This is a genomic window from Clostridium folliculivorans, assembly GCF_024341905.1.
Taxonomy (GTDB): domain Bacteria; phylum Bacillota; class Clostridia; order Clostridiales; family Clostridiaceae; genus Clostridium_AR; species Clostridium_AR folliculivorans.
Map to the genome: position 1 here is coordinate 98,442 of NZ_BQXY01000005.1, position 22,422 is coordinate 120,863.

A 22,422-nucleotide genomic window follows, 5' to 3' on the forward strand; every position below is an offset into this window, starting at 1 on the left:
GAGAGAATTTAAAAATAATAAGTTTTACTATGAAGTGGTACATCCATATAAAAGTAATTTATTAATATAGGGGGCATTAATAATGAAATTCAAGGATTTTAAGTATGAGAGACCTAACTATGAAAAAGTTAAAGAGCTATTCAACTCGCATATAGCTAGATTAAGAGGTTCAAGTAGTGCAGAGCAACAATATGATTGCATAAAAAACATAAATGAACTTAGAAATCACATTCAAACTATGAGTACATTAACAAATATAAGACATACAATTGATACACAAGATAAGTATTATGATGATGAACAAAATTATTGGGATGAATATTCTCCGTTATATGAAGAATTAAATTCAGTATTTTATAAGGAAATAGTTAATTCCAAGTTTAGACATAGTCTTGAGGAAAAGCTAGGTAAGCAATTTTTTACTTTAGCCGAGTTTTCTTTGAAAGGATTTTCTCCAGAGGTTATTGAAGATTTGCAACTGGAAAATAAGTTAGCATCAGAATACACTAAGTTGCTTGCTTCTGCAAAAATTCAGTTTAAAGGAGAAGAGAAAAATCTTTCAGGATTAGTACCTTTTATACAGAGTAAGGATAGAGAAGTTAGAAAAGAAGCTTCTCAGGCTAAATATGATTATTTCGTACAACATGAGGCTGATATAGATAGGATATATGATGATCTTGTAAAAGTAAGAACTAAAATAGCAAGAAAGTTGGGATTTAAGAACTTTGTAGAATTAGGATATGTAAGAATGATGAGAAGTGACTACAATCCACAAATGGTTTCTAATTTTAGAAAACAAGTCCAGGATTATATTGTTCCAGCTGCTTCAAAGCTTTATGAAAGACAAACTAATAGGCTAGGGTTAGATAAGCTAAGCTATTATGATGAAAAATTCGAGTTTTTAAGTGGAAACGCGATACCCAAAGGTGACCCAGAGTGGATAGTAGCTAATGGCGTAAGAATGTATTCAGAATTATCATCAGAAACTAAAGAGTTCTTTGACTTTATGGTGGATGGAGAATTATTAGATTTAGTTACTAAGAAGGGAAAAGCAGGCGGTGGATATTGTACTTATATACCAGAATACAAGTCTCCGTTTATCTTTTCTAACTTTAATGGAACATCAGGAGATGTGGATGTATTGACTCACGAAGCAGGGCATGCATTTCAAGTTTATTCATCTAGATGGATAGAGATACCTGAGTGCAATTTCCCTACTTATGAAAGTTGTGAGATTCATTCTATGAGTATGGAGTTTTTCACTTGGCCATGGATGAATTTGTTCTTTGAAGAAGATGCAGATAAATATAAGTTTATACATTTAGGAAGCGCTATAAAGTTTATACCTTATGGAGTTACTGTTGATGAATTCCAACACTATGTTTATGAGAATCCTGACGTAGCTCCAGCAGAGAGAAAGATGGCTTGGAGAGAAATAGAAAAGAAATACCTTCCACATAAAAATTACGAGGGATGTGATTTCTTAGAAAGAGGGGGATGGTGGTTCCAACAATCTCATATATTTACATCTCCTTTCTATTATATAGATTATACCTTAGCTCAAATCTGTGCGCTTCAATTTTGGAAAAGAGCTAATGAAAATAGGGAAGACGCATGGAAAGACTATGTAGAACTTTGTAGAGTTGGTGGAACAAAATCATTCTTAGAGTTAGTTAGTTATGCAAACTTGAAATCTCCATTTGAAGACGGTTGTGTAAGTTCAATAATAACTTCTATAGAGCAATGGCTTGACTCAGTAGATGACAAGAAGCTCTAATATTCTAAAAGATAAAGGATTTACTATACAAATGAAGGTTATAAAGTAGTAAGTTGTATAACTTTAGAAATAAAATATATGTAGATTAAATAAAAAAATAGAACTCCACTTAGGAGTTCTATTTTTTAATGCTCTCTAGTAGCATTTTCATTAACTAATCTTTCGATAAAGCCTAGTAATTCTAATGAACCTTCATCGCCAGCTTTTCTGCTTCTAACAGATACTGAATTATTTTCTACTTCTTTTTCTCCAACTATAAGAATATATGGAGTTTTATCAACAGAAGCTTCTCTTATCTTGTAGCCAATTTTCTCAGCTCTATAATCACCTTCAACTCTTATACCTTTAAGTCTCAATGCTTTAACAACTGATTCTGCATAATCATTATACTTATCAGATATAGGAAGTACTTTAGCTTGAACTGGAGCTAACCATGTTGGAAGCGCACCTGCGTACTTCTCAATAAGCATTGCTAGAGTTCTTTCGTAACAACCAATTGAACTTCTATGGATTACATAAGGAAGTTTCTTTTCGCCGTTCTTATCTATATAAGTCATGTTGAATCTTTCAGCTAGAGCAAAGTCGATTTGTACTGTTATTATAGTATCTTCTTTTCCGTGAACATTTCTAGCTTGAATATCAAGTTTTGGTCCATAGAATGCTGCTTCACCTTCAGCTTCAACGTAATCAATTTCTAAGTGATTAAGAATTTGTCTCATTAAGTCTTGAGTGTTTTCCCAAGCTTCAGGATTGTTGATATACTTATCCTTATCATTAGGATCCCATTTTGAGAATCTATAAGAAATATCATCTTGAATTCCTAATGTAGACATAACATATTTTATTAAATCTACTACATCTTTAAACTCTTGCTCAACTTGTTCTGGAGTACATACAATATGACCATCTGCTAAAGTAAATTGTCTAACTCTTGTAAGTCCATGCATTTCTCCAGAAGCTTCGTTTCTAAATAGAGTAGAAGTTTCTGCGTATCTAAGAGGAAGATCTCTGTAGCTGTGTTGTTCTGAATTATATATTGAAAATTGGAATGGACAAGTCATCGGTCTTAAACCAAATACCTCACTGTCATGTTCCTCGTCACCTAAAACAAACATTCCCTCTTTATAATGTTGCCAGTGACCAGATATTTTATATAAATCACTCTTAGCCATAAGAGGAGTCTTTGTAAGAAGGTAGCCTCTTCTTTCTTCCTCATCTTCTATCCATCTTTGAAGTACTTGAATAACTTTAGCACCCTTAGGCATTAATAGAGGAAGGCCTTGACCTACATTTTCATCAGTAGTGAATAAATTTAACTCTCTACCTAATTTGTTATGATCTCTTTTCTTAGCTTCTTCTAATGCAGCTAAATGTTCATCTAGTTCTGATTTTTTTGGGAAGGAAGTACCATATATTCTTGTAAGCATCTTGTTTTTTTCGTTTCCTCTCCAATAAGCACCTGCACTTCTAAGAAGTTTGAAAGCCTTTATTGGCTTTAATGACATTAGGTGTGGGCCAGCGCATAAATCAGTGAAGTCACCTATCTTATAGAAGGATATAATCTCATCCTCAGGAAGATCATTAATTAGTTCTACTTTATAAGGTTCATTTTTTTCTTCCATAAGCTTTAAAGCCTCTTGTCTTGGAAGTTCAAATCTTTCAATTGCAGCGTCTTCTTTTATGATTTTCTTCATTTCTTCTTCTAATTTTCCTAAATCAGCTGCGGAAAAAGAACTTTCTTTATCAAAATCATAGTAGAAGCCATTAGTTATAGAAGGACCTATAGCCAATTTAGTTTCTGGGAACAGTCTTTTAACAGCATATGCTAATATATGAGATGTTGTATGTCTAAATGCATCCTTACCTTCTTGAGAATCAAAAGTACAAATGCTCAAGTTACAATCAGCATCAACCTTAAATCTTAAATCAACTACCTTGTCATTAACGATACCACAACAAGCTACTCTTGCAAGACCCTCACTAATGCCTTTAGCAATTTCATAAACGGATAAACCAGCTTCAAATTCTTTAACTGATCCATCTTTAAGAGTTATTTTTACCATTTGTGAATCTCCCTTCATAATAAAATTTATATAATAGTCCTAAGTTTAAAATCATATTCCGTGGGATACAGATAGAAGTACATTTAAATATAAATTAAACTTGAAAAGGACAGTATTCTAGACAAAATAAAAAACTCCCGTCCCTATATCAAGGGACGGGAGAATACTATTCCCGTGGTTCCACCCAAATTACTTGAAAAACAAGTCACTTTAGTAATCTTAACGCGATTTTTACGGACTTTATTAAAGTCACTCAGAGTTAGTTTTCAGCTAATTCCATATAAAAATACTCACAGCAAATGTATTTTCTCTCTGCAAATGTACCAAAGCTTACTCTTCTCTTCATAGAATTAAACTTAGCTATTTTTTATAAATTATAAGTTTATTTTATTTTAATGTCAAGTATTTATATATGAACCACTTTATAATAAAATTTATATTTTCAAAGTTTTCAATGTGTTCTTCTTTCTTAACTTAAAGAGAATTAGGGCGGTAGGAGACGTTGTAAACTTAAATTATAATATCTGCATAATACAGTTCGATTATGTAAACTTTTTTGTAAATATCATAATTTAGAGTTGTGAAGTATATAATAAAACAACATAAAAGAAATGTTAAAGTGCTATTTATTTAAATCTCCATACTGCAGTTTGTGAATTATATTCATTACCATAAGAACTTTCGTAATTTAGAAATTCTAAGCCTAGTTCGTTTTCATAATTGCTTATAAAACTTGTGAGCCCGATGTTATTTGTACTATATGAAGGCGTGTATGGAGAACCTGTAATTTTTTCTATGATTCCAATTGTAGTTATTTCTGAATAGTCATTGTATAGTTCAGTAAGAGCCCTTTTTACCTCTTCTAATAAGATTTCATCTAAGTTTTTCATAGGATAGTTCCTCCAAATAATATTTCTTATGAATTATATTAATAATAATTAGGTAATATAACTAATTATCAAAAAAATGACAAGTTAAAAGGTGATTGATGCTTTAATTTGCAAAATAACAAAGATGTCACTATATATTTACAATGTATGATTAATATGGTAAAATGTTACTGTAAATTATAAGCGGCAATAACTCAACGGCAGAGTGTCACCTTCCCAAGGTGAAGGCTGCGGGTTCAAATCCCGTTTGCCGCTCCAAAAAAATAATATAAAAAACTATTGATTTTATTTTTAGATAGTGTATAATATTTTTTGTGAGCAATGCAGATGTGGCGGAATTGGCAGACGCACTAGACTTAGGATCTAGCGCCTACGGCGTGGGGGTTCGACTCCCTTCATCTGCACCACTTGCGGAAGTGACTCAATGGTAGAGTGTCACCTTGCCAAGGTGAAGGTCGCGGGTTCGAGTCCCGTCTTCCGCTCCAAATAAAAAGCAGATAGTAAGCTGCTTTTTTTATTTTATAAAATAATAGTGTTTGCGCTAATATTAAAATAGTCAAAATCATAAAAGTTTTATGATTTTGACTATTTTAATATATTTTTATATTTATATACAAACAATAAGGTAGTAATGAATATAATACTAGTAATTAGAAAGTATTTTTTCTAATATAAAATCTTCTATCATTTCACTGGTATATGATTTTTGGCCCATTATTTGAAAAATGATATCTTTTGATTTATAACCTTCTTTAAACAGTTTTATATTTTTTACAAGCTTTTTTAAAGAATTGTTGTTTATATTCAATATCTTTAATAAATCAACAAAAGTGTAATGTTCCTTGAATAAAATGGTTTGGAGTTCATCCTGTAATTCAACTTTATATTTTAAATTGACTGCATTATTTCTATGGGGACCTTCTTTGCCACGATGGTGGCTATGGCATAAATATTTGTAATTTAGCTCAATATCAAGTCCGCCTTCACTCTTATAAACAATATGATGAATATCTGCTGATTTTCCACAGATCTCGCATCGGTACATATGATTCCTCCTGGATATTTTATAATTATAAAATATCATGAACTAATGCTATAATCAAGCACATAAATGTTGAAAAGTTGGATTCCTATAACATAACTGGGAAGAATAAATTTCAGGCAAGTGGTCTTTTATATTGCATTACGAGGTAGTATGAAATATAATTAAATAGAAAAGGTTTACATATTTAGAGAGGAAGTGGTTAAATGATAGTAACTTATAACTCTATAGATTATTGGGATAAGCTAGTAAGAAATAATAAAACTTTAAAGTCTAGAATATTCGAAAATGAACCTATAACAGAAAAAACTGTATATATGCATTATGTGATTTTTACAAGAAAGTCTGGAATACAAAGTGTTTGGACACCAATACCCAAGGCAAAAATGTTATTAGGATATATACAATATTGCTTGCTTCCAGAAGCATTTTATAAATGGATAGAGGGAAAATATAAAAATATAGCTGAGTTTTCTCAATTAAATGCTGAAAAGATTATATCAGAGGGATTAAAGGACGGGAAGTTAAGTCAATCAGAGGCCGCTACAATGAAAAAACAAATAGCATTTATAAAATCATTGTGGGATGTTCCAAGTGATAAAGTCATGAAAGAATTAAAAAAGTTTTCTAGAGAGTTTAATATGAGTTGGCTAGGTGACATAGATACATTTTTATATATGAAGGTTTTTTCATCCGCATCTGAGTTAGGTCAATTTATTATAAATACTAACCTACAAACTGATAGTGAAGATGATTTTGAGAAAAAGATAGGCATGAGTGAAGAGAAATGGATAGAACTATGCAAACAAGGTCATAAGAATCCAGTTAGCGGAGAAAAACTAAAGTTAACCTTAACAAGAGATTTGACAGAGATAGTTTAAGCTATAGCTGTTGACAGATTACAAAATATATATTAAAATATATTTTGTTTGAAATGCGTCTTTAGCTCAGCTGGATAGAGCAACGCCCTTCTAAGGCGTGGGCCAGGGGTTCGAATCCCTTAAGACGCACCATATTTTGGGATGTCGCCAAGCGGTAAGGCAATGGACTTTGACTCCATTATCCGTAGGTTCGAATCCTGCCATCCCAGCCAAAGCACGTTATGCGTGCTGTTTTTTTGTTCTTTAGAAGATTATAATTCAGTTATATCTGTGCATAAGTATTGGTACACGCTTAAAACATAGTATAAGTTAAAGAATAAAAAAGAAGAATGTGTCGTCTGTTGAATTTATTTCAGTATACATCCGTGAAGGCAGATGCGCAAAGAAATTACTGAAAAAGGTGGCTTTAGCGATTTTTTTAGTGAATTTAAAGAATTTATAAAATTTAAAATATTTTTATCTAAACTTATATATGTATATATTTACAAATATTCGATGTAGTGATAGAATTATAATGTTGATATTGGGGTGTCGCCAAGCGGTAAGGTAGCGGACTCTGACTCCGCCAGTCGTAGGTTCGAATCCTACCACCCCAGCCAACTTGTTTTAAAAAATGTTGACAAGTAGTTTGAAATAGATTTATAATATTTATAGAATTTAATATGCGGGTATCGTATATCGGTAATACTCCAGCCTTCCAAGCTGAAAAGGTGGGTTCGACTCCCACTACCCGCTCCAAATAGGCACCATTAGCTCAGTTGGTAGAGCACCTGACTCTTAATCAGGGTGCCCTGGGTTCGAGTCCCTGATGGTGCACCAAAAATCGTAATCAAATGATTATGATTTTTTTTGTTTTAAAAGATATTTTATATATAAAAAATCTATCTCTGTTAAATAGATAGATTTTTATTTCATAAATTAATGATTTAAAAGAAAAAAATATAAAAATAAATAATGGTTAGTGATTCTTAAGAAGGTTAAAATAAATAAACTATGAATTTATTTATAAGTATTATTAGATTACTTAAGTGCAAAATATAATTGAACTATTTTAATATTAGGCACTGTTAAAGCACCATGTTGAAATTAATTGGTTAATCATCCGACGCTTTAATGAGCTTACGCAAAGAATTAATATGATTTTGTCATATTTTATGGCTAAAACTGTAAACTCACTACGTTCGAACAGTACAGTTTTTACTCTTTATTATCAATACCGTCTGATAAATTTGTTATATCTAAAAATTTAAGCAACGAAAGACGATATCTAAATTAAAAGAGTAAAAAGTGAGAATATGTCGCCTGCCAGAATTTCTTCACATACGTTCAGAAAAGGCAGATGCGTAAAAAAATCACTAATAAAGATCAATTAGCGATTTTTTAGAACCATTCAATCTGAAAAAATCATTTAATTCTAATAGCTCGCTCATATAGCATCTCCTGTATAATCAATCAATTTCAACAATATTATTAAACATAGCCTAATATTAATTTATCTGTTGTTAAAGTACCTTGTTGAAATTTGTGTCAAAAAGTTTTTAAGGAGGTAATAATTATGAATGATGGAAGAAAACAAGAAGTAGAAAATAGAATAAATCAAATAGTAGATACTGTTGAGAAGTATACAAGGACAGAAAGACATATAGAGCAAAATCAAGATATAATATCCTCTGAGCAAATGAAACATGCTGAAGAAATACAAAATGCAAGAAAAAGAGAAATAGACACTCTAAAAGACAAGATTGTATATGGTGATAATTATAAAGAAGATGAGCAGGAAAATATAATCGATAATATGATAAATGCGGCAGGATACATAAAGAATAATGGACAAAATATGTCAACAGAAGAACTCAAGAATATCAAGGATAAACAAGCTAATAGAAAAGATCAACTAGAAACCTTTTAATTTCAGTCGAATTTAAAGATGTACCACTTCGTAGTCAAGTTAATTCGTAAGGTTTTTAAACCAATACGACTTTAACTAATTAACTACAAAGTGGTATTTTTGCGTACAGAAAAAGTTATAATTACATAATATGGAATTTTGCATAAAAAATATTTAAATAATTCATATGAATTCACAAATGAATTATTAATATGAACATGTATAATATAATTACAGTGCAAACGATTTCGCATATACATGCAATCGATTGCACAAAAGTATGAGGGGGATGAATATGAGAAAAAAGTATTACAAAGCTCTGAGTTTATTCGCTTGCCTAACATTATTTATTACTTTATTTAGTAATATTTATGTGAAGCCGGTTATGGCAGAAGATGAAGTGATTTTACAAGCTGATGCCATGGCAACCATTGTGGGAGATTTCTTTGCTGAGAAATCAGATCAGTGGAATCCATCTAATTTGAAAGGTCTTATGAAAGAATATAAAAATGGTATATATGAAACTTCATTAGACCTAAAAGCAGGAAGTTATGAATATAAAGTTGCCATGAACAAATCTTTTGATGAGAATTATGGCAAAGACGGAGTTAAGAGTGGTGACAATATAAAACTAAAGTTAGACAGTGATACAAAGGTATATTTTAGATTAGATTATAAACAGAAGAAAGTATACGATTCTATAAATAATGCAGATCAATTTAAAACAAAAGCTATACTAGCAGGTAACATAGACAATCTACTAGAGGGTGGCAAGTCTTGGAATCCTGGAGATGATAATTTCAAACTTGATTATATCGGTGGGGGAGTCTATAGTAAAACTTTTGCAATAAAAGATTCTGCTAAAACAAATGATTACGAACTTCAATATAAAGTTGCTTTTAATGGTGCATGGAGTAATGGAGAAGTTGGAGCTGATGTAAAGGTAATTATACCTAAAGGGACTAATAAAATAACTATTTTTGCAGATTATTTACAAGGATATGCAAGCAATGATATAGCTGTGCCAGAATATTTAAAAAGTCCGTCATTGATTGGAACCATAAGACAAGGTGGACAATCTATTGATTGGAAGACTGATGAAAAGGGTTGGGAGTTATCACCGTTAAGTAATACAGGATTGTTTATATACTCAGGATATTTTGTAAGTGGTGGTGATTTTGAGTATAAGATACTTGATAACTATTCTTGGGATGATGGAGGTGTTCCAGCAGGCCCAAATATAAAAATAACGATACCAAGTGGGGGGAAACAAGTAGTTTTTGTTGTTGATGAAAAGAATAAAACTGCTTATGATTCTATAAATAACTACGGCAAGATAGCTGAACTACTAGGACTTAAAAGTGTTCCTAAACCACCAGTAGAGTTAAGTGGGCCAGTTCTAAATGACAATGGTTCTGTTAAATTCTTATATAAAGATTCAAACGCTAAGGAAGTGTATTTGGCTGGAGATATAACTAATTGGCAAAACAATAAGATAAAGATGGTTAAAGATGCTGATGGTATATGGTCAACTTCGGTTAGAGTTGGTGATGCTGCAAGAGATATCCAATATAAATTTATAGTTGATGGTAATTGGATAGTAGATCCATCAGTGAAGGATGAAAAAGATGGTAACTCTATATATAAGTTTACAGGTTTCGCAGGGAGACAAGTAGTTATAGCTGGTACTATTCAAACAGCTGCAGGAGAATCTGCATGGACTCCTGGTTCAGCTAAGACTTCAATGGAGTACTCAGGAAATGGAAAGTATAAGCTTACTTTAAAAGATGTTCCATCTGGAAGCTATGAGTATAAGGTAGCTATGGGAAGTTGGACTGAAAATTATGGACAGAAGGCTGTAAAAGATGGGGCTAATATCCCACTTGTTGTTTCAAAGGCCGGAGAGGTTACATTCTATTATAATGATGATAGCCACTTTGTGGTTGATTCAACAAATTACACAATGGTAGATGCTTTTATAACTGGTCCGGAACTTTCTGAAAAGGTTAAGCTTGAGGATAATGATTATAAGGGAATTTATTCAGCTGAACTAAACTTGAAAAAAGGTATCCATGATAAATTAGTGATAGAATGTGGTGATAAAACTTATAAAGTTAATCCTATAGAACTTTCAGAAGATAAGCTAGTATCAATAAACTTTGATCCGATAACTGAGACAATTTTTAATGATGCTGCTACAGTTAAAATTAATGAAAACGAAGTTTCATTTGACTCTAAAAGTTCTAATTATAAATTACCATTTGGTGCGGCAAAAGAAGGAGAAGAATTAACCTTTAATTTAAAGGCTGCCAAAGATGATTTAACTGAAGCAAAGATAATTGTAAAAGGTCCAGAAGGAATCAATAAATATGAGATGAGCAAGAACGGTACCTTTGATGATAGTCATGATAAATGGACTGCTAAGTTTACACTTAATACTATAGGACAATATACCTATTATTTTGTTATATCTAATGGATCAGATGTAAAAACCTATAGTGACGATGATGGATACTTTGGAACAGGTAAGACTGGAGATTTATCATCGGTATTGGAGTATGGCTTAAATATTTATAAGAAAGATTTTAAGACTCCAGATTGGATGAAAAATGGGGTTGTATATCAGATTTTCCCTGATAGATTTTTTGATGGAGACACTGATAATGATTTCTTGCAAAAGCTTTCAAGAGGGATGACTCCATATGAATTCTACACAAACTGGTATAGCATAACTGAAGATCCTGAACTTGAATATTTAAAAGATAAAGATGGAAATGTGTTAAAAGATGAAAATGGAAATCCAAAGATAAACCCTGATTATAAGGGAACTATAGGTGATGGCAACTGGAGTAATGAAATGTACGGTGGAGACCTTAAAGGGGTAGAAAAGAAACTTGATTATCTTAAGGCTCTTGGGGTTAATATACTTTATTTTAATCCTGTTGGACAATCAATTTCCAGTCATAGATATGATACTACCGACTACTCAAAGGTAGATCCATTGCTAGGAAACATGCAAGACTTTGCAAACCTTACAAAAGCAGCTAGTGAAAGAGGCATGCACATAATACTTGATGGAGTATTCAACCATGTATCTGATGATTCGGTGTACTTTGATAGGTATGATAAATATATGGCTAAGAATAAACCAATAGGAGCATATCAATATTGGTCAAGAGTATATGACCTTATGAATTTACAGAATCTAAGTCAGCAAGATGCAGAGAAGCAGGTGACTACTGATTTGGCCTCAAAGGGAATAACAGATTTACACTACAAAGATTGGTTCAAAGTTGAGAATAAAAAGGTAGATTCTGGTCTTGCAACTGAACATTACAGTTACGAAGGCTGGTGGGGATATGATTCGATGCCGGTTATACAAGCCTTAAATGGATCAGAATATCAAGTCAAATCATGGGCAAATGAAATAATTGATGGACAAGATGCCATATCTAGATTGTGGCTAAGACAAGGTTCAAACGGTTGGAGGCTAGATGTTGCAAATGAAGTTTCAGATGAAACCTGGAGAAACTTCAGAGGTGCAGTAAAGTCTGAAGGTGACAATGTTATAATAGGAGAAATCTGGACTGATGCATCAAGATATATTCTTGGTGATATGTATGATTCAGTAATGAATTATAGATTTAGAGGTGCAGTACTTGATTTTGCAAAAGGAACTAAGGATGATAATAAAACAGTGACTTCAGCAACAGATTCGGTAAAAGAATTAGAAAAGATGAGAGAACAATATCCAAAGGAAGCTTTTGAAGCTATGCTTAATTTGGTTGACTCTCATGATACTCAAAGAGTGTTATCTGCATTAGACGGTTGGCAAAAAAGTCAAAGAGGAATTGCAGGAGATGCGTCTGAATTAGCCAAACAGAAGCTAAGATTAGTACCTTTCTTACAAATGACTTATCCAGGAGCACCATGTATTTATTATGGTGATGAGGCAGGAATGGTTGGTGCTGATGACCCAGACAATAGAAGAGGTATGATTTGGGGAAAAGGTGATAAGGATATTGTAGAATGGTATGCTACTTTAGCAAATATAAGAAATGCTTATAGTGTTCTTAGAACTGGAGATATAAATTCTATTGATGTAGACAAAGATAATTTAAATGATGTAATAGCATTTTCTAGAACTAATGAAGAGAACAAAGCATTAGTAGTTGCAAATAGAAAGACAACTGCAGTAGAAATGACATTAGAAGCTAAAGGGATAAGTGATGGGACTAAGCTAACCAATATACTCAACAAAAATGAAAGTTATGTAGTAGAGAATGGAAAGGTGACAGTTAAAGTTCCAGCAGTTGGTGGAGTAATACTTGTAGATAAAGTTAAGGATATAACAATAAACACAGATGCATTAAAAGATGCTTATGATCCAAGCTTTATAGTAAAGGAAACTAAGGCTCCTATAAGTGATAAAGATGTTATAGCAGAAATAGCTAAAGAAGCTAATGCTGGTAAAGAAGTGGTTGTTTCAAACCAGGTTGAGGAAGTAGCTAGAGCTGTATTTAGTGCGGCTGCAAAGAATAATGTTAAAGCAGTAATACAAAGGGGAGACACAACAATAACTATTGAAGACTCAAGTAAGCTTTACGATATTCTTACTAGTTCTGGACTTACAGGTCTGATATTTAGAACTTATGATGCTATAGAGAACCAAGATGCTTTGAAGAGTATAAAAGAAAAGTATTCTCCAAAGTTAGCTTTTGAATTAAGAATGGACAATAATCTTCCAGATGGTAAGTTCGGAGCCGATGTAAATGTAAAACAAAAGATAGACAGTAAGTATAATGATAAAGATTTATATGTTTATTATATTGATAAGACTGGTTCATTAAATCTTATTAGTAAGAGTACTGTTAAAGATGGGTATATTTCTTTTGTGACTACACATTGTAGTGACTATCTAATTACAGATAAAAAGCTTGAAAGCACAAATACTGGCAATAATGGTGGAAATACAGGAAATAACAACAGCGGAAGTAACAACAATAACAGTAATAGCAATGGAAATAGTAACAATAATAACAGTAATAATAATGGAAATAGTAACAGTGGCAATACTGGAAGTGGCAGTTCATCAAATAATGGACAGAATAATAATAGCTCAACAAGTAATGGTGTAACTACTAACACAGGAAATAATAGCAGTGCGGCAAATGGAACTGGAGTGAGTAAAATAGCTAAACTTGGAGGTATATCAACTATAACAATATTATTATTTGCCACTGTATTTATTGTAGCAGGAGCATTATTAGTAACAAAAAGAAAAAAGCCGTTGAATAAGTAGCTCGCATGAGTTAAAATTACATTATCAATAAAGTTAAGGGGGCGTGTCATAAAGGCAGGCCCTCTTAACTTTATATAGATAGACAGTAAAGTTAAGATTGCTGGGATGATAAATTTAAATCGTGTAATTCCTTAAAATATTGATTTATTGTTAAAGAATCTGGAGCATTAATTTTAAAAGTAATCATTTTAGATATTTATTACGACTTTTGGAGGTATTTATGTTCAACAACAAGATAACTAGACTTAAATTAATATCTTTAATAATAATCATGCAGGTAATTGTAATATTTATATGTTATTATTGTCTAAACATTAGGGAGAGCTTTAAATACAGCATAATATTATTTTGTAGTATATTAGTAGGGGTAACAATTATATTATTTATAGCGTACAATTTAAAAAGTAATGAAATAAAGAAACTTGAAAATATAATAACTGAACATGAAGATACAATAAATAAATTGATAGTTTATAAGAAAACAGAAGAAGAGCAGTTTGAACTATTATCAGATGTGTCGCATGAGTTGAGAACGCCGCTTACATCTATCATAGGATTTGCAAAGATAATAAATAGAAGACTTAATAAAGTGATAATTCCATATATAACAAATGAAAATAAAGATGAACAAAGTGATAAAAGTGAAGTTGGTAAAGCGATTTTAGGTATTAATAAGATAAGCGAAAATATAGAAATTATAATATCGGAAAGTGAGAGATTGACTTCACTTATAAATAATTTACTGGATTTTTCAAAGCTTAGGTCAGATAAAATTGATTGGAAAGTAGAAAAGACTGATTTGAGAGAGATAATAAGTAAAGGTATACTAATATCTTATTCTCTTTTAGACAATAAGGATTTAGAACTTAATGATGAAATTGATGAAAATATTCCTTTTGTATATGTGGATAAAAATAAAATTCTACAAGTTATAATTAATCTAATATCTAATGCAATTAAGTTTACTGAAAGAGGAAAGATAATTTGTAGAGCACAAATGTATAATAAAAATGAAGTTCTTATAAGCGTTGAAGATACAGGAGCAGGTATACCAGAGCAGTATTATGCAAAGATTTTTAGAAGGTTTGAGCAGATTCCAAACGATTCTACAAAGTCTCAGGGATCAGGTCTTGGGCTAGTTATATGCAAGGCAATTATTGAAAAACATGGGGGAAGTATTTGGCTGGAGAGTGAGGTAAATAAAGGGAGTACTTTTTATTTTACTATACCTGTAAATCAGACAGAAGGTGAATGATATGAAAAAGTTAATGATAGTAGATGATGATAATAATATAAGGTTATTAATAAAACAGACTCTTGAAGAGTTAGAGGATATTGAGATTAGTGAAGCAAATAATGCAGAGGATGCTCTATATATGGTACAGCAAATTAAACCAGATTTAATTTTATTGGATGTTAATTTACCTAATATGAATGGGTATCAATTCGTTGAAAAGATTAAGCAATCTCCAGAACTAGAAAATATTAAGATATTTATGATAACGGCAAAAGCACAAGAAAAGGAAATAAATAGAGGTATAGGACTCGGGGCAAATTTGTACATAACAAAGCCTTTTGATCCAGAGTATTTGCTTATAAATACCTGTGAATATTTAAATATAAATATAGAATAAAGATAAATCACCTAACTAGCAGTCTTATAAAATAAGCTGTTAGTTAGGTGATTTATTATTTAAATTAATCTATTAAACATATTGCTTGTGCAGATATACCTTGCCCATTACCTGTGAAGCCTAAACCTTCTTCAGTAGTTGCTTTTACATTAATTTGGTCTATAGAAATACCTAAAGCAGATGAAATATTTAATCTCATCTCATATATAAAAGGAGCAAGCTTAGGCCTTTGAGCAATAACAGTGGAGTCTATATTAACTATTTTATAGTTATGGTCTAATAAAAATTTGTTTACTTCTGAAAGTAATTTTATACTAGACGCTCCTTTAAACTTGTCATCAGTATCAGGAAAGTGCTTTCCAATATCACCTAATGAAGCTGCTCCTAGTAGTGCATCCATAATAGCATGAAGCAGTACATCAGCATCTGAGTGTCCTAATAGACCAAGGTGAAATGGAATTTTTACCCCTCCCATTATAAGGTCTCTTCCTTCTACAAGCTTATGAACATCGTATCCCATGCCTATTCTCATGTTTATCACCTCAAAATTATATTTAAGTAGTATTCTACCATAAAAATATTCTTAAGGTAATATAAAGACTTCAGACTTTTATAAGTAACACTTGAAGAATGCAAATTAGGAATTAAATTTTTTGAGTTAGTTTCGTAGTGGAAAATATAAAAAATATATTAAGTTATATAGTATGTGAAGCCGTAAAAACAATAATATTATAAACAAGAGCTTTACAAACGTTTACAAAGACCCGTTATAAAATAGTATTAGCTTTATATACAGTATCTAGATATTTTCTTGAGTTTGACTTACCAGAAAAAATCCTTTTAAATCCTACGATTAATTTTCTAAACAATGATGTTTTGCACTCTTCGGAGGTAATTACTTTCTTTCTTTGGGCAAAATCAACATATACTACATTATTTTTCATGGTATCACCTCACTACATATTTTATAATATTATTATAACATAAAATTGTATGAATATTAAGAAAAATTCTATTAACAAACAAGACATTTTATTTTATAGACTATTTTATATCATTAAAATTAAGAACAAGTCTATGTTATAATATAGTATATGATTAATTTTTGAAAATGAGTAGGGGGAAGTGTATGAAAAAGAAAATTATTAATATAGTAGCAGTTATATTAATAGTATCAGGAATAACAATGATAGGTGCAACTATTTTTATGAAATATACTGCCCATAAAAGACAAGCTGAACTTAGAGCGTCTTTTGAAAAGATGGATGATAGCAAAAGTAATTTAGGAGCAGATGCAGATAAAGCTACCATAAAAGATTCTAATAGTGATAATAAAAATAATGAATCTCAGGTTAAACCAATAGCGCTGCTTATAATACCTAAAATTGATATAAATGTTGCAGTTGGAGAAGGAACAGATGATGATCTGCTTAGATATGCGGTTGGACATTTTAAGAACACTGCACTACCAGGAGAAAAAGGAAATCTGTGTCTAGCTGGGCACAGAAACTTTACCTACGCAGAATATTTCAAAGACTTAAATAAACTTGAAAAAAACGATGAAATAATAGTAAAGACTAAGGATAAAGAATTTACTTATTTAGTAACAACAAGTTTTATTGTAAACCCAGATGAGGTTGATGTGTTAAGTCCTACGAAGGATGAGACAATAACATTGGTTACTTGCACTATTGGAGCAAAACAAAGACTTATTGTGAAAGGAAGCTTAAAGAAATAAGTTTTACTTTAAGTTTATAGGAAATATTAAGAATGGATGGATTTAGTAAAGACAAATATATATTTTCGTCAAGACCTAAGATAAAGGTAGTTAAGGATATTGATTTTTCTTACAGTAAGCAAGTTTCGTTATTTGTTAAAGAGTTAAGATTATATGGTATTACAAATAAAAATCTTATAAATAGAACCCCTAAGTATGAGACGAGAAATTATTTGCTAAATATAGCTTTATTTGTAGTAGAGAATAATGCTATTTTTGAAGAGATTGTTTCGAAAAGAGATATACAAGTTTCTAGGCTTTCCAGAGTTACAGGCGCTTCTAGGAGTATTATTGAAAATTGGAGAGACTACTTAATTTCATATATTGTATTACTTTCTAACTCCAATTATATTAATATTAGGGAATATATTAATATCCAAGAGAGAACTGTTGATGAAGGCAGTATATCAACTTATGAAAAACTAAATGCCAATGATACAGAGTATACGGGGATTTCTATAAAAAATGAAAGAAAATATTCAGATATTCTAACCAGTATGGGAGAATTTATTAGAATAAAGAACAATGATTCGGATAAAAAAATAGGGCAAGAATTGCGTGGTAAAGAAAGAAAAACTTTTAAACATTATAGCAAAATAGTAGCTTTTTTAGCTGTTATTATTACTATTGCAAGTTCGGTAGTTATTTATTTATATAATGAAAATTATACAACCTTAGTTGTAAATTCAAATGCTAAGATTGTATTCGAAATAAATAGGTTCAATAGGATAAATGAAGCCTACTCTCAAAACTCCAATAATCAAAACATGATTGATAACTTGAAGTTGCAGCATGATAATATTGATGATGGAGTTACAAAGCTTTTTAAATACCTTAATGAGCAAAAAAAGTTATCAGATAAAGACATATTACTAGTTGTTTCTGGACATAAATTAGATGATGATAGTTTACAAAAATTAGAGCAATATATAAAAGATAATAATGAACAAAAGGATAATAAGAAAATTAAAATAACCATAAACAATATGGGCAATGAGAAAAAGGTAGATTACTAATTACTAGAGAAATGGCGTGAATAATATTATTGAAAGGAATTTCATAAATGAAGAGCAACATCAAGAAGAAAAATATAGTTATCCATAATGAAAAGAAAGAAGAATTAAGGATAAATAAATATATAAGTGAAACAGGTATATGTTCTAGAAGAGAAGCTGACAAGTTGATAGAGCAAGGAAGAGTGAGTATAGATGGTAAAGTGGCTACTACGGGGAATAAAGTAGGCTTAAATCAAAAAGTTTTAATTGATGGAAAACCAATTTCAAAAGAAAATGAAGCAATCTATATAGTTTTAAATAAGCCCGTTGGCATAACATGTACTACTGAAAAGAAAATTAAAGGAAATATAGTGGATTTTGTGAATCATAAAAAGAGAATATTTCCTATTGGAAGGTTAGATAAAGATTCGCAAGGACTTATTTTACTAACGAATGATGGCGATATAGTTAATAAAATTTTAAGAGCCGGTAATAATCATGAAAAAGAGTATATTGTAACGGTAAACAAACCTATCACTGATGAATTCATTACTAATATGGCTAAGGGAGTTCCGATTTTAGGAGTTATAACAAAGAAATGTGTTGTAAAAAGAGAAGGCAAGAATGTATTTAGAATAGTACTTACTCAAGGATTAAATAGACAAATCAGAAGAATGTGTGAGTATTTTGGCTATAAGGTTGTAAAACTAGAAAGAATAAGAATAATGAATATTAATCTTGGAGGTTTAAAGATTGGACAATGGAGAGAATTAAGTCGTAAAGAGGTAGATGGCATAAATAAACTGATCTCTGATTCAGTAAAAACTGAAGAAGCGTCCACAATTTAATAGTTTTAGGATTAAAAAGTAGGCATTTAAACTATTAGCATATGTTAATAGTTTAAATGCCCATTTTATTGTGAGTTATTTTTTCTTAGTATTTAATATTTTAATAAAATCATTTAGGGAATGTTTATTTCCTATGTATAGTCTATCTAAATTATATATGTTGTCTTTTTTATCTGCTAAAGCTAACGAAGTATTTTGAAGATTAAAAGACATTTTGTATCCAGCCTGTTCTGCTGCTTTCTTTGAATCTTCACTTAAGTTAGAAGATGGAAAAGCCACATAACTAATAGGTTTACTTAAAAAACCTTCAAGAGTCTGTTTGGATTTCTTTAACGTGTCAATTTGTTTATCTAAATTTAACTTGGATATATTAGAAACCTCACCAAAATGGCTTTGTATATCTATACCATATTTTGAAAGCTCTTTAAGTTGTTCAACATTTAAATATGATGGATTATTTACCGAATCACTTATCATAAATATAGTAGCTTTAAAACCAAATTCTTTTAGTATAGGGAAAGCATATGTATAGGTGCCTACATAACCATCATCGAAGGTAATAACTATTGATTTCTCAGGGATACCTTTATTATCTTTAAAATAACTATAAAGCTCGTCCAAGGTTATTGGAAAATAGCCGTTGTCCTTTAAATATTTCATTTGTTCCTTGAATTTAGCAGGATCTAAAACTAGGTCCGTTCCTTTAGCTGAATTTATATCATGATAGCACAAGATTGGTAGTCCGTTGTCATCATTTGTAAGTTTTAATCCTGAAAATCTATCTTTATTAGAAGTATCTGTTGAAGTAGCTTTAGTATTATCAACAACTTTATCTGTAGTGCTAGGTACTTTAGTAGTTTCTTTGGCAGTAACTTTCGTCTCCGAAGTAGGCAAACTACTATTTTTTCTTGCTGACTGACCTATAAATACAACCAAAATAATAGATATAGTAAGAATTATGCATACAATAGATAAAAAGGTATCTTTCTTTTTCATATAACCCATCCTTTTTATGTGTAATATTTAAAGCTTATTTATGGATGTACCACTTCGTAATGAAATTTATTATTTTTAAATTCTCTCACCAGAAACCGTGAGAGTTTTAAAAATAGATTTTGGATCGAAGTGGGACATCTATGGATGTACCATTTCGTAATAAAATTTATTATTTTTAAACGCTCTCATCAAAAGCCGCGAGAGTTTTAAAAATAGATTTTGGATCGAAGTGGGACATCTTTAACACCCATATTATAACATAATGAGCATCGTTTCTACAAATGTGTAATATATACAAATGGAAAGTAGATAAAAATGTACCACTTCATTTTAAAAATAGTTTTTAGATTAAAGTAGTACATCCTTAATTATGTAAATGAAAAGTTTAAGTTCGCTTCAAGGTAACTATTCTTATGAAATCACTCATGGAAAAATTATTGCCTATGTAAAATCTATCTAAGTTGTATATGTTATCCTTCTTATCAGTTAAAGTTCCTTGAACATTAAAAGCCATTTTATATCCAGCAGCAGCAGCGGCCTTCTTTGAGTTATCATTTAGCTTGCCATATGGATAGGCTATATAGTTAATTGGTTTGTTTAAGAGCCTTTCAAGAGAATGTTTTGACTCTTTCATTATATCTATCTGTTTTGATAAACTAAGCTTAGTTAAATCTGAATGATCTGTAGTATGACTTTCTATATCAATGCCATATTCGGAAAGCTCTTTAATCTGACTAGAAGTTAAGTATGAATCCTTATCTACACACTCACTTATCATAAAAATAGTTGCAGTAAACCCGAATTCTTTGAGTACAGGATATGCATATGTATAATTACCTATATAGCCATCATCAAAGGTTAGCACTACTGATTTTGATGGAATAGGTGCACTATCTCTTAAGTATCCGTAAAGTTCATCTAATGTAAGTGTAAAATAGCCATTATCTTTTAAGTATTTCAACTGTTGCCTAAATTTATCAGGATTAAGCAAAAGATTGTTGCCTTTAGTGGGGTTCACATCATGATAGCATAAAATAGGAATACCATTGTCGGCAGTAGTTAGTTGAGCCCCTTCAAATTTAGTAAGAATACTTTCAGTGGTGAAAGAGCATTTTTCCATAGGGTAAATATCATTAGATATCACAGGCTTTATAGGAATACTTTTATTTTCTTGAACAACTTTCAATTGTGGTATAATACCTAATTTGTTTTCAATTCTTAATGACTGACCAATTAATACAACTAAGATAATTAATGCAGTAACAATTATACATACTATAGATAGTAATGAATCTTTTTTATTCATAAGAAATCTCCTTTATCGTGAAGTTTATAAATACAGAACTGTATTTTAAATTTTATATAGCAAAATTAAGTCTATGTAGATGTTTTTTACATTGAGTCCAAATAAGACCACTATAGTTATTATATTTAATGAAAATAAAATTATTCAATATATATATTACATATAATGGTAAACTATTCACATTATCCACATTTACATGTGGATAAGTTGTTAAAGTTTTGTGAGTTTTATGTTTATAACTGCTTATAGTTATTTAAGTTGTGGATAAAATATTATCAAAGGTATAAGGAGGGATAGAAAGATGTTGAACATAAGAAGAAAAGTATCAAAGATTATTGGAGTTATTTTGTTAAGTTTTGTGATGTGTGGGATGACTTTAGTTGATGAAGGTTATAAGTTCACTGAAAAGAGAATAAATGAAACTAAGTCATATGGAACTATAGATATAAAAGTACCAATTATTGTTGAAAGCAATAATAATAACGTGAAAGAGTTTAATGGTATAGTTGAGGGAGATATAGCCGATTGGCAAAAAGATTTGGTTGAACTAGCTAAGCAGGACGAAGCAGAATCAAAAAGTAAAGGTATAGATTTTAGGCCTTATTCATTAGATACAGTATATAAAATACCTTATAACACTAAAAACTTTGTAAGTTTAGTAGTTGATTATTATCAGTACACTGGTGGAGCACACGGGCTAACTACAAGAAATACATATAATTATGATTTTAATCAAGGTAAAAGATTGAGACTATTTGAATTATTTAAAGAAGGGTATGATTATCAAACTAAAATAAATGATGTTATTAGACAACAGATTGCTAAAAATCCAAGTGAGTATTTCCAAGATGAAAATGGATTCAAAGGAATTAAGAACAAACAAGATTTCTATATTGATAAGGATGGGATAGTTATAGTATTTCAACTATACGACATAGCGCCATATGCTTCAGGAATTAAAGAATTTAATATTCCATTCTCAGCAGTTCAGGATGGATTACTCTATAAGTTTAAATAATAATT

The 22,422-nt window shown here is 30.7% G+C and carries 17 protein-coding genes, 8 tRNA genes and 1 other annotated feature; of the genes, 18 read left to right on the top strand and 7 right to left on the bottom strand.

What is annotated here, in order from left to right; all coding sequences use genetic code 11:
• Positions 1-82 precede the first annotated feature (82 nt).
• Positions 83-1,777, top strand: coding sequence for a M3 family oligoendopeptidase (locus OCU55_RS15285; protein WP_261853165.1), 1,695 nt, complete (start codon positions 83-85; stop codon positions 1,775-1,777).
• A 125-nt stretch (positions 1,778-1,902) separates the two neighbouring features.
• Here OCU55_RS15285 and thrS read toward each other — a convergent pair whose 3' ends face one another.
• Together thrS and OCU55_RS15295 are read right to left on the bottom strand one after the other, a co-directional pair.
• Entirely contained in the window at positions 1,903-3,840 is a 1,938-nt protein-coding gene (gene thrS, locus OCU55_RS15290) for a threonine--tRNA ligase (RefSeq protein WP_261853166.1), read from the bottom strand.
• Positions 3,841-3,988: 148 nt separating this feature from the next.
• Positions 3,989-4,195: a binding site (T-box leader), on the bottom strand.
• Positions 4,196-4,466: 271 nt separating this feature from the next.
• Positions 4,467-4,730 (bottom strand): hypothetical protein, encoded by a 264-nt coding sequence (locus tag OCU55_RS15295; protein WP_261853167.1) that lies wholly within the window; start codon positions 4,728-4,730, stop codon positions 4,467-4,469.
• A gap of 183 nt (positions 4,731-4,913) precedes the next feature.
• On the opposite strand from OCU55_RS15295, the gene OCU55_RS15300 reads away from it, so the two are divergent.
• From OCU55_RS15300 to OCU55_RS15310, 3 genes are all read left to right on the top strand, one after another.
• A tRNA-Gly gene (locus OCU55_RS15300) sits at positions 4,914-4,988 on the top strand.
• 65 nt (positions 4,989-5,053) lie between these two features.
• Positions 5,054-5,137, top strand: a tRNA-Leu gene (locus tag OCU55_RS15305).
• 3 nt (positions 5,138-5,140) lie between these two features.
• Positions 5,141-5,215: transfer RNA gene (locus OCU55_RS15310), tRNA-Gly, on the top strand.
• A gap of 158 nt (positions 5,216-5,373) precedes the next feature.
• Here OCU55_RS15310 and OCU55_RS15315 read toward each other — a convergent pair.
• Complete coding sequence (locus OCU55_RS15315; RefSeq protein WP_261853168.1) at positions 5,374-5,775, bottom strand: HNH endonuclease; 402 nt, start codon at positions 5,773-5,775, stop codon at positions 5,374-5,376.
• Between the two features lie 203 nt (positions 5,776-5,978).
• On the opposite strand from OCU55_RS15315, the gene OCU55_RS15320 reads away from it, so the two are divergent.
• From OCU55_RS15320 to OCU55_RS15365, 10 genes are all read left to right on the top strand, one after another.
• Entirely contained in the window at positions 5,979-6,653 is a 675-nt protein-coding gene (locus OCU55_RS15320) for a hypothetical protein (RefSeq protein ID WP_261853169.1), read from the top strand.
• Between the two features lie 55 nt (positions 6,654-6,708).
• A tRNA-Arg gene (locus OCU55_RS15325) sits at positions 6,709-6,785 on the top strand.
• Positions 6,786-6,790: 5 nt separating this feature from the next.
• Positions 6,791-6,865: transfer RNA gene (locus OCU55_RS15330), tRNA-Gln, on the top strand.
• A gap of 312 nt (positions 6,866-7,177) precedes the next feature.
• Positions 7,178-7,252, top strand: a tRNA-Gln gene (locus tag OCU55_RS15335).
• A gap of 65 nt (positions 7,253-7,317) precedes the next feature.
• Positions 7,318-7,391: transfer RNA gene (locus tag OCU55_RS15340), tRNA-Gly, on the top strand.
• 5 nt (positions 7,392-7,396) lie between these two features.
• Positions 7,397-7,472, top strand: a tRNA-Lys gene (locus tag OCU55_RS15345).
• Positions 7,473-8,208: 736 nt separating this feature from the next.
• The gene (locus tag OCU55_RS15350) at positions 8,209-8,562 is read left to right on the top strand and encodes a hypothetical protein (RefSeq protein WP_261853170.1); all 354 of its coding nucleotides are present in this window, start codon (positions 8,209-8,211) and stop codon (positions 8,560-8,562) included.
• Positions 8,563-8,836: 274 nt separating this feature from the next.
• Positions 8,837-13,843 (top strand): pullulanase X25 domain-containing protein, encoded by a 5,007-nt coding sequence (locus OCU55_RS15355; RefSeq protein ID WP_261853171.1) that lies wholly within the window; start codon positions 8,837-8,839, stop codon positions 13,841-13,843.
• 220 nt (positions 13,844-14,063) lie between these two features.
• Positions 14,064-15,098, top strand: a complete 1,035-nt coding sequence (locus tag OCU55_RS15360; RefSeq protein ID WP_261853172.1) for a sensor histidine kinase — start codon at positions 14,064-14,066, stop codon at positions 15,096-15,098.
• Position 15,099: 1 nt separating this feature from the next.
• On the top strand, positions 15,100-15,477 hold the full coding sequence (locus OCU55_RS15365) for a response regulator (RefSeq protein WP_261853173.1): 378 nt from the start codon (positions 15,100-15,102) through the stop codon (positions 15,475-15,477).
• Positions 15,478-15,541: 64 nt separating this feature from the next.
• On the opposite strand, the gene ispF is transcribed toward OCU55_RS15365, so the two are convergent.
• Together ispF and OCU55_RS15375 are read right to left on the bottom strand one after the other, a co-directional pair.
• Entirely contained in the window at positions 15,542-16,009 is a 468-nt protein-coding gene (gene ispF, locus OCU55_RS15370) for a 2-C-methyl-D-erythritol 2,4-cyclodiphosphate synthase (RefSeq protein WP_261853174.1), read from the bottom strand.
• Positions 16,010-16,244: 235 nt separating this feature from the next.
• On the bottom strand, positions 16,245-16,421 hold the full coding sequence (locus tag OCU55_RS15375) for a hypothetical protein (RefSeq protein WP_261853175.1): 177 nt from the start codon (positions 16,419-16,421) through the stop codon (positions 16,245-16,247).
• Between the two features lie 185 nt (positions 16,422-16,606).
• Here OCU55_RS15375 and OCU55_RS15380 point away from each other — a divergent pair, with 185 nt between their 5' ends.
• The 3 genes from OCU55_RS15380 to rluF are packed head-to-tail and all read left to right on the top strand — an operon-like array spanning position 16,607 to position 19,097.
• Complete coding sequence (locus OCU55_RS15380; RefSeq protein WP_261853176.1) at positions 16,607-17,215, top strand: class D sortase; 609 nt, start codon at positions 16,607-16,609, stop codon at positions 17,213-17,215.
• Between the two features lie 32 nt (positions 17,216-17,247).
• Positions 17,248-18,270, top strand: a complete 1,023-nt coding sequence (locus OCU55_RS15385; RefSeq protein ID WP_261853177.1) for an anti-sigma-I factor RsgI family protein — start codon at positions 17,248-17,250, stop codon at positions 18,268-18,270.
• 47 nt (positions 18,271-18,317) lie between these two features.
• On the top strand, positions 18,318-19,097 hold the full coding sequence (rluF, locus tag OCU55_RS15390; protein WP_261853178.1) for a 23S rRNA pseudouridine(2604) synthase RluF: 780 nt from the start codon (positions 18,318-18,320) through the stop codon (positions 19,095-19,097).
• Positions 19,098-19,172: 75 nt separating this feature from the next.
• Here rluF and OCU55_RS15395 read toward each other — a convergent pair whose 3' ends face one another.
• Together OCU55_RS15395 and OCU55_RS15400 are read right to left on the bottom strand one after the other, a co-directional pair.
• Positions 19,173-20,093 carry a polysaccharide deacetylase family protein gene (locus OCU55_RS15395; RefSeq protein ID WP_261853179.1) on the bottom strand — a complete coding sequence of 307 codons (921 nt, stop codon included), beginning with the start codon at positions 20,091-20,093 and terminating at the stop codon, positions 19,173-19,175.
• Positions 20,094-20,478: 385 nt separating this feature from the next.
• Entirely contained in the window at positions 20,479-21,399 is a 921-nt protein-coding gene (locus tag OCU55_RS15400) for a polysaccharide deacetylase family protein (protein WP_261853180.1), read from the bottom strand.
• A 301-nt stretch (positions 21,400-21,700) separates the two neighbouring features.
• Between OCU55_RS15400 and OCU55_RS15405 the strand changes: the two genes are divergently transcribed.
• The gene (locus tag OCU55_RS15405) at positions 21,701-22,417 is read left to right on the top strand and encodes a DUF3298 and DUF4163 domain-containing protein (protein ID WP_261853181.1); all 717 of its coding nucleotides are present in this window, start codon (positions 21,701-21,703) and stop codon (positions 22,415-22,417) included.
• Positions 22,418-22,422 lie beyond the last annotated feature (5 nt).

Bases quoted from the DNA above. Each gene is read 5' to 3' on its own strand.
- OCU55_RS15355 (WP_261853171.1), top strand. From the start codon at position 8,837: ATGAGAAAAAAGTATTACAAAGCTCTGAGTTTATTCGCTTGCCTAACA.
- rluF (WP_261853178.1), top strand. From the start codon at position 18,318: ATGAAGAGCAACATCAAGAAGAAAAATATAGTTATCCATAATGAAAAG.
- thrS (WP_261853166.1), bottom strand. From the start codon at position 3,840: ATGGTAAAAATAACTCTTAAAGATGGATCAGTTAAAGAATTTGAAGCT.
- OCU55_RS15295 (WP_261853167.1), bottom strand. From the start codon at position 4,730: ATGAAAAACTTAGATGAAATCTTATTAGAAGAGGTAAAAAGGGCTCTT.
- OCU55_RS15320 (WP_261853169.1), top strand. From the start codon at position 5,979: ATGATAGTAACTTATAACTCTATAGATTATTGGGATAAGCTAGTAAGA.
- OCU55_RS15360 (WP_261853172.1), top strand. From the start codon at position 14,064: ATGTTCAACAACAAGATAACTAGACTTAAATTAATATCTTTAATAATA.
- OCU55_RS15375 (WP_261853175.1), bottom strand. From the start codon at position 16,421: ATGAAAAATAATGTAGTATATGTTGATTTTGCCCAAAGAAAGAAAGTA.
- OCU55_RS15285 (WP_261853165.1), top strand. From the start codon at position 83: ATGAAATTCAAGGATTTTAAGTATGAGAGACCTAACTATGAAAAAGTT.
- OCU55_RS15385 (WP_261853177.1), top strand. From the start codon at position 17,248: ATGGATGGATTTAGTAAAGACAAATATATATTTTCGTCAAGACCTAAG.
- OCU55_RS15395 (WP_261853179.1), bottom strand. From the start codon at position 20,093: ATGAAAAAGAAAGATACCTTTTTATCTATTGTATGCATAATTCTTACT.
- OCU55_RS15365 (WP_261853173.1), top strand. From the start codon at position 15,100: ATGAAAAAGTTAATGATAGTAGATGATGATAATAATATAAGGTTATTA.
- ispF (WP_261853174.1), bottom strand. From the start codon at position 16,009: ATGAGAATAGGCATGGGATACGATGTTCATAAGCTTGTAGAAGGAAGA.
- OCU55_RS15400 (WP_261853180.1), bottom strand. From the start codon at position 21,399: ATGAATAAAAAAGATTCATTACTATCTATAGTATGTATAATTGTTACT.
- OCU55_RS15405 (WP_261853181.1), top strand. From the start codon at position 21,701: ATGTTGAACATAAGAAGAAAAGTATCAAAGATTATTGGAGTTATTTTG.
- OCU55_RS15315 (WP_261853168.1), bottom strand. From the start codon at position 5,775: ATGTACCGATGCGAGATCTGTGGAAAATCAGCAGATATTCATCATATT.
- OCU55_RS15350 (WP_261853170.1), top strand. From the start codon at position 8,209: ATGAATGATGGAAGAAAACAAGAAGTAGAAAATAGAATAAATCAAATA.
- OCU55_RS15380 (WP_261853176.1), top strand. From the start codon at position 16,607: ATGAAAAAGAAAATTATTAATATAGTAGCAGTTATATTAATAGTATCA.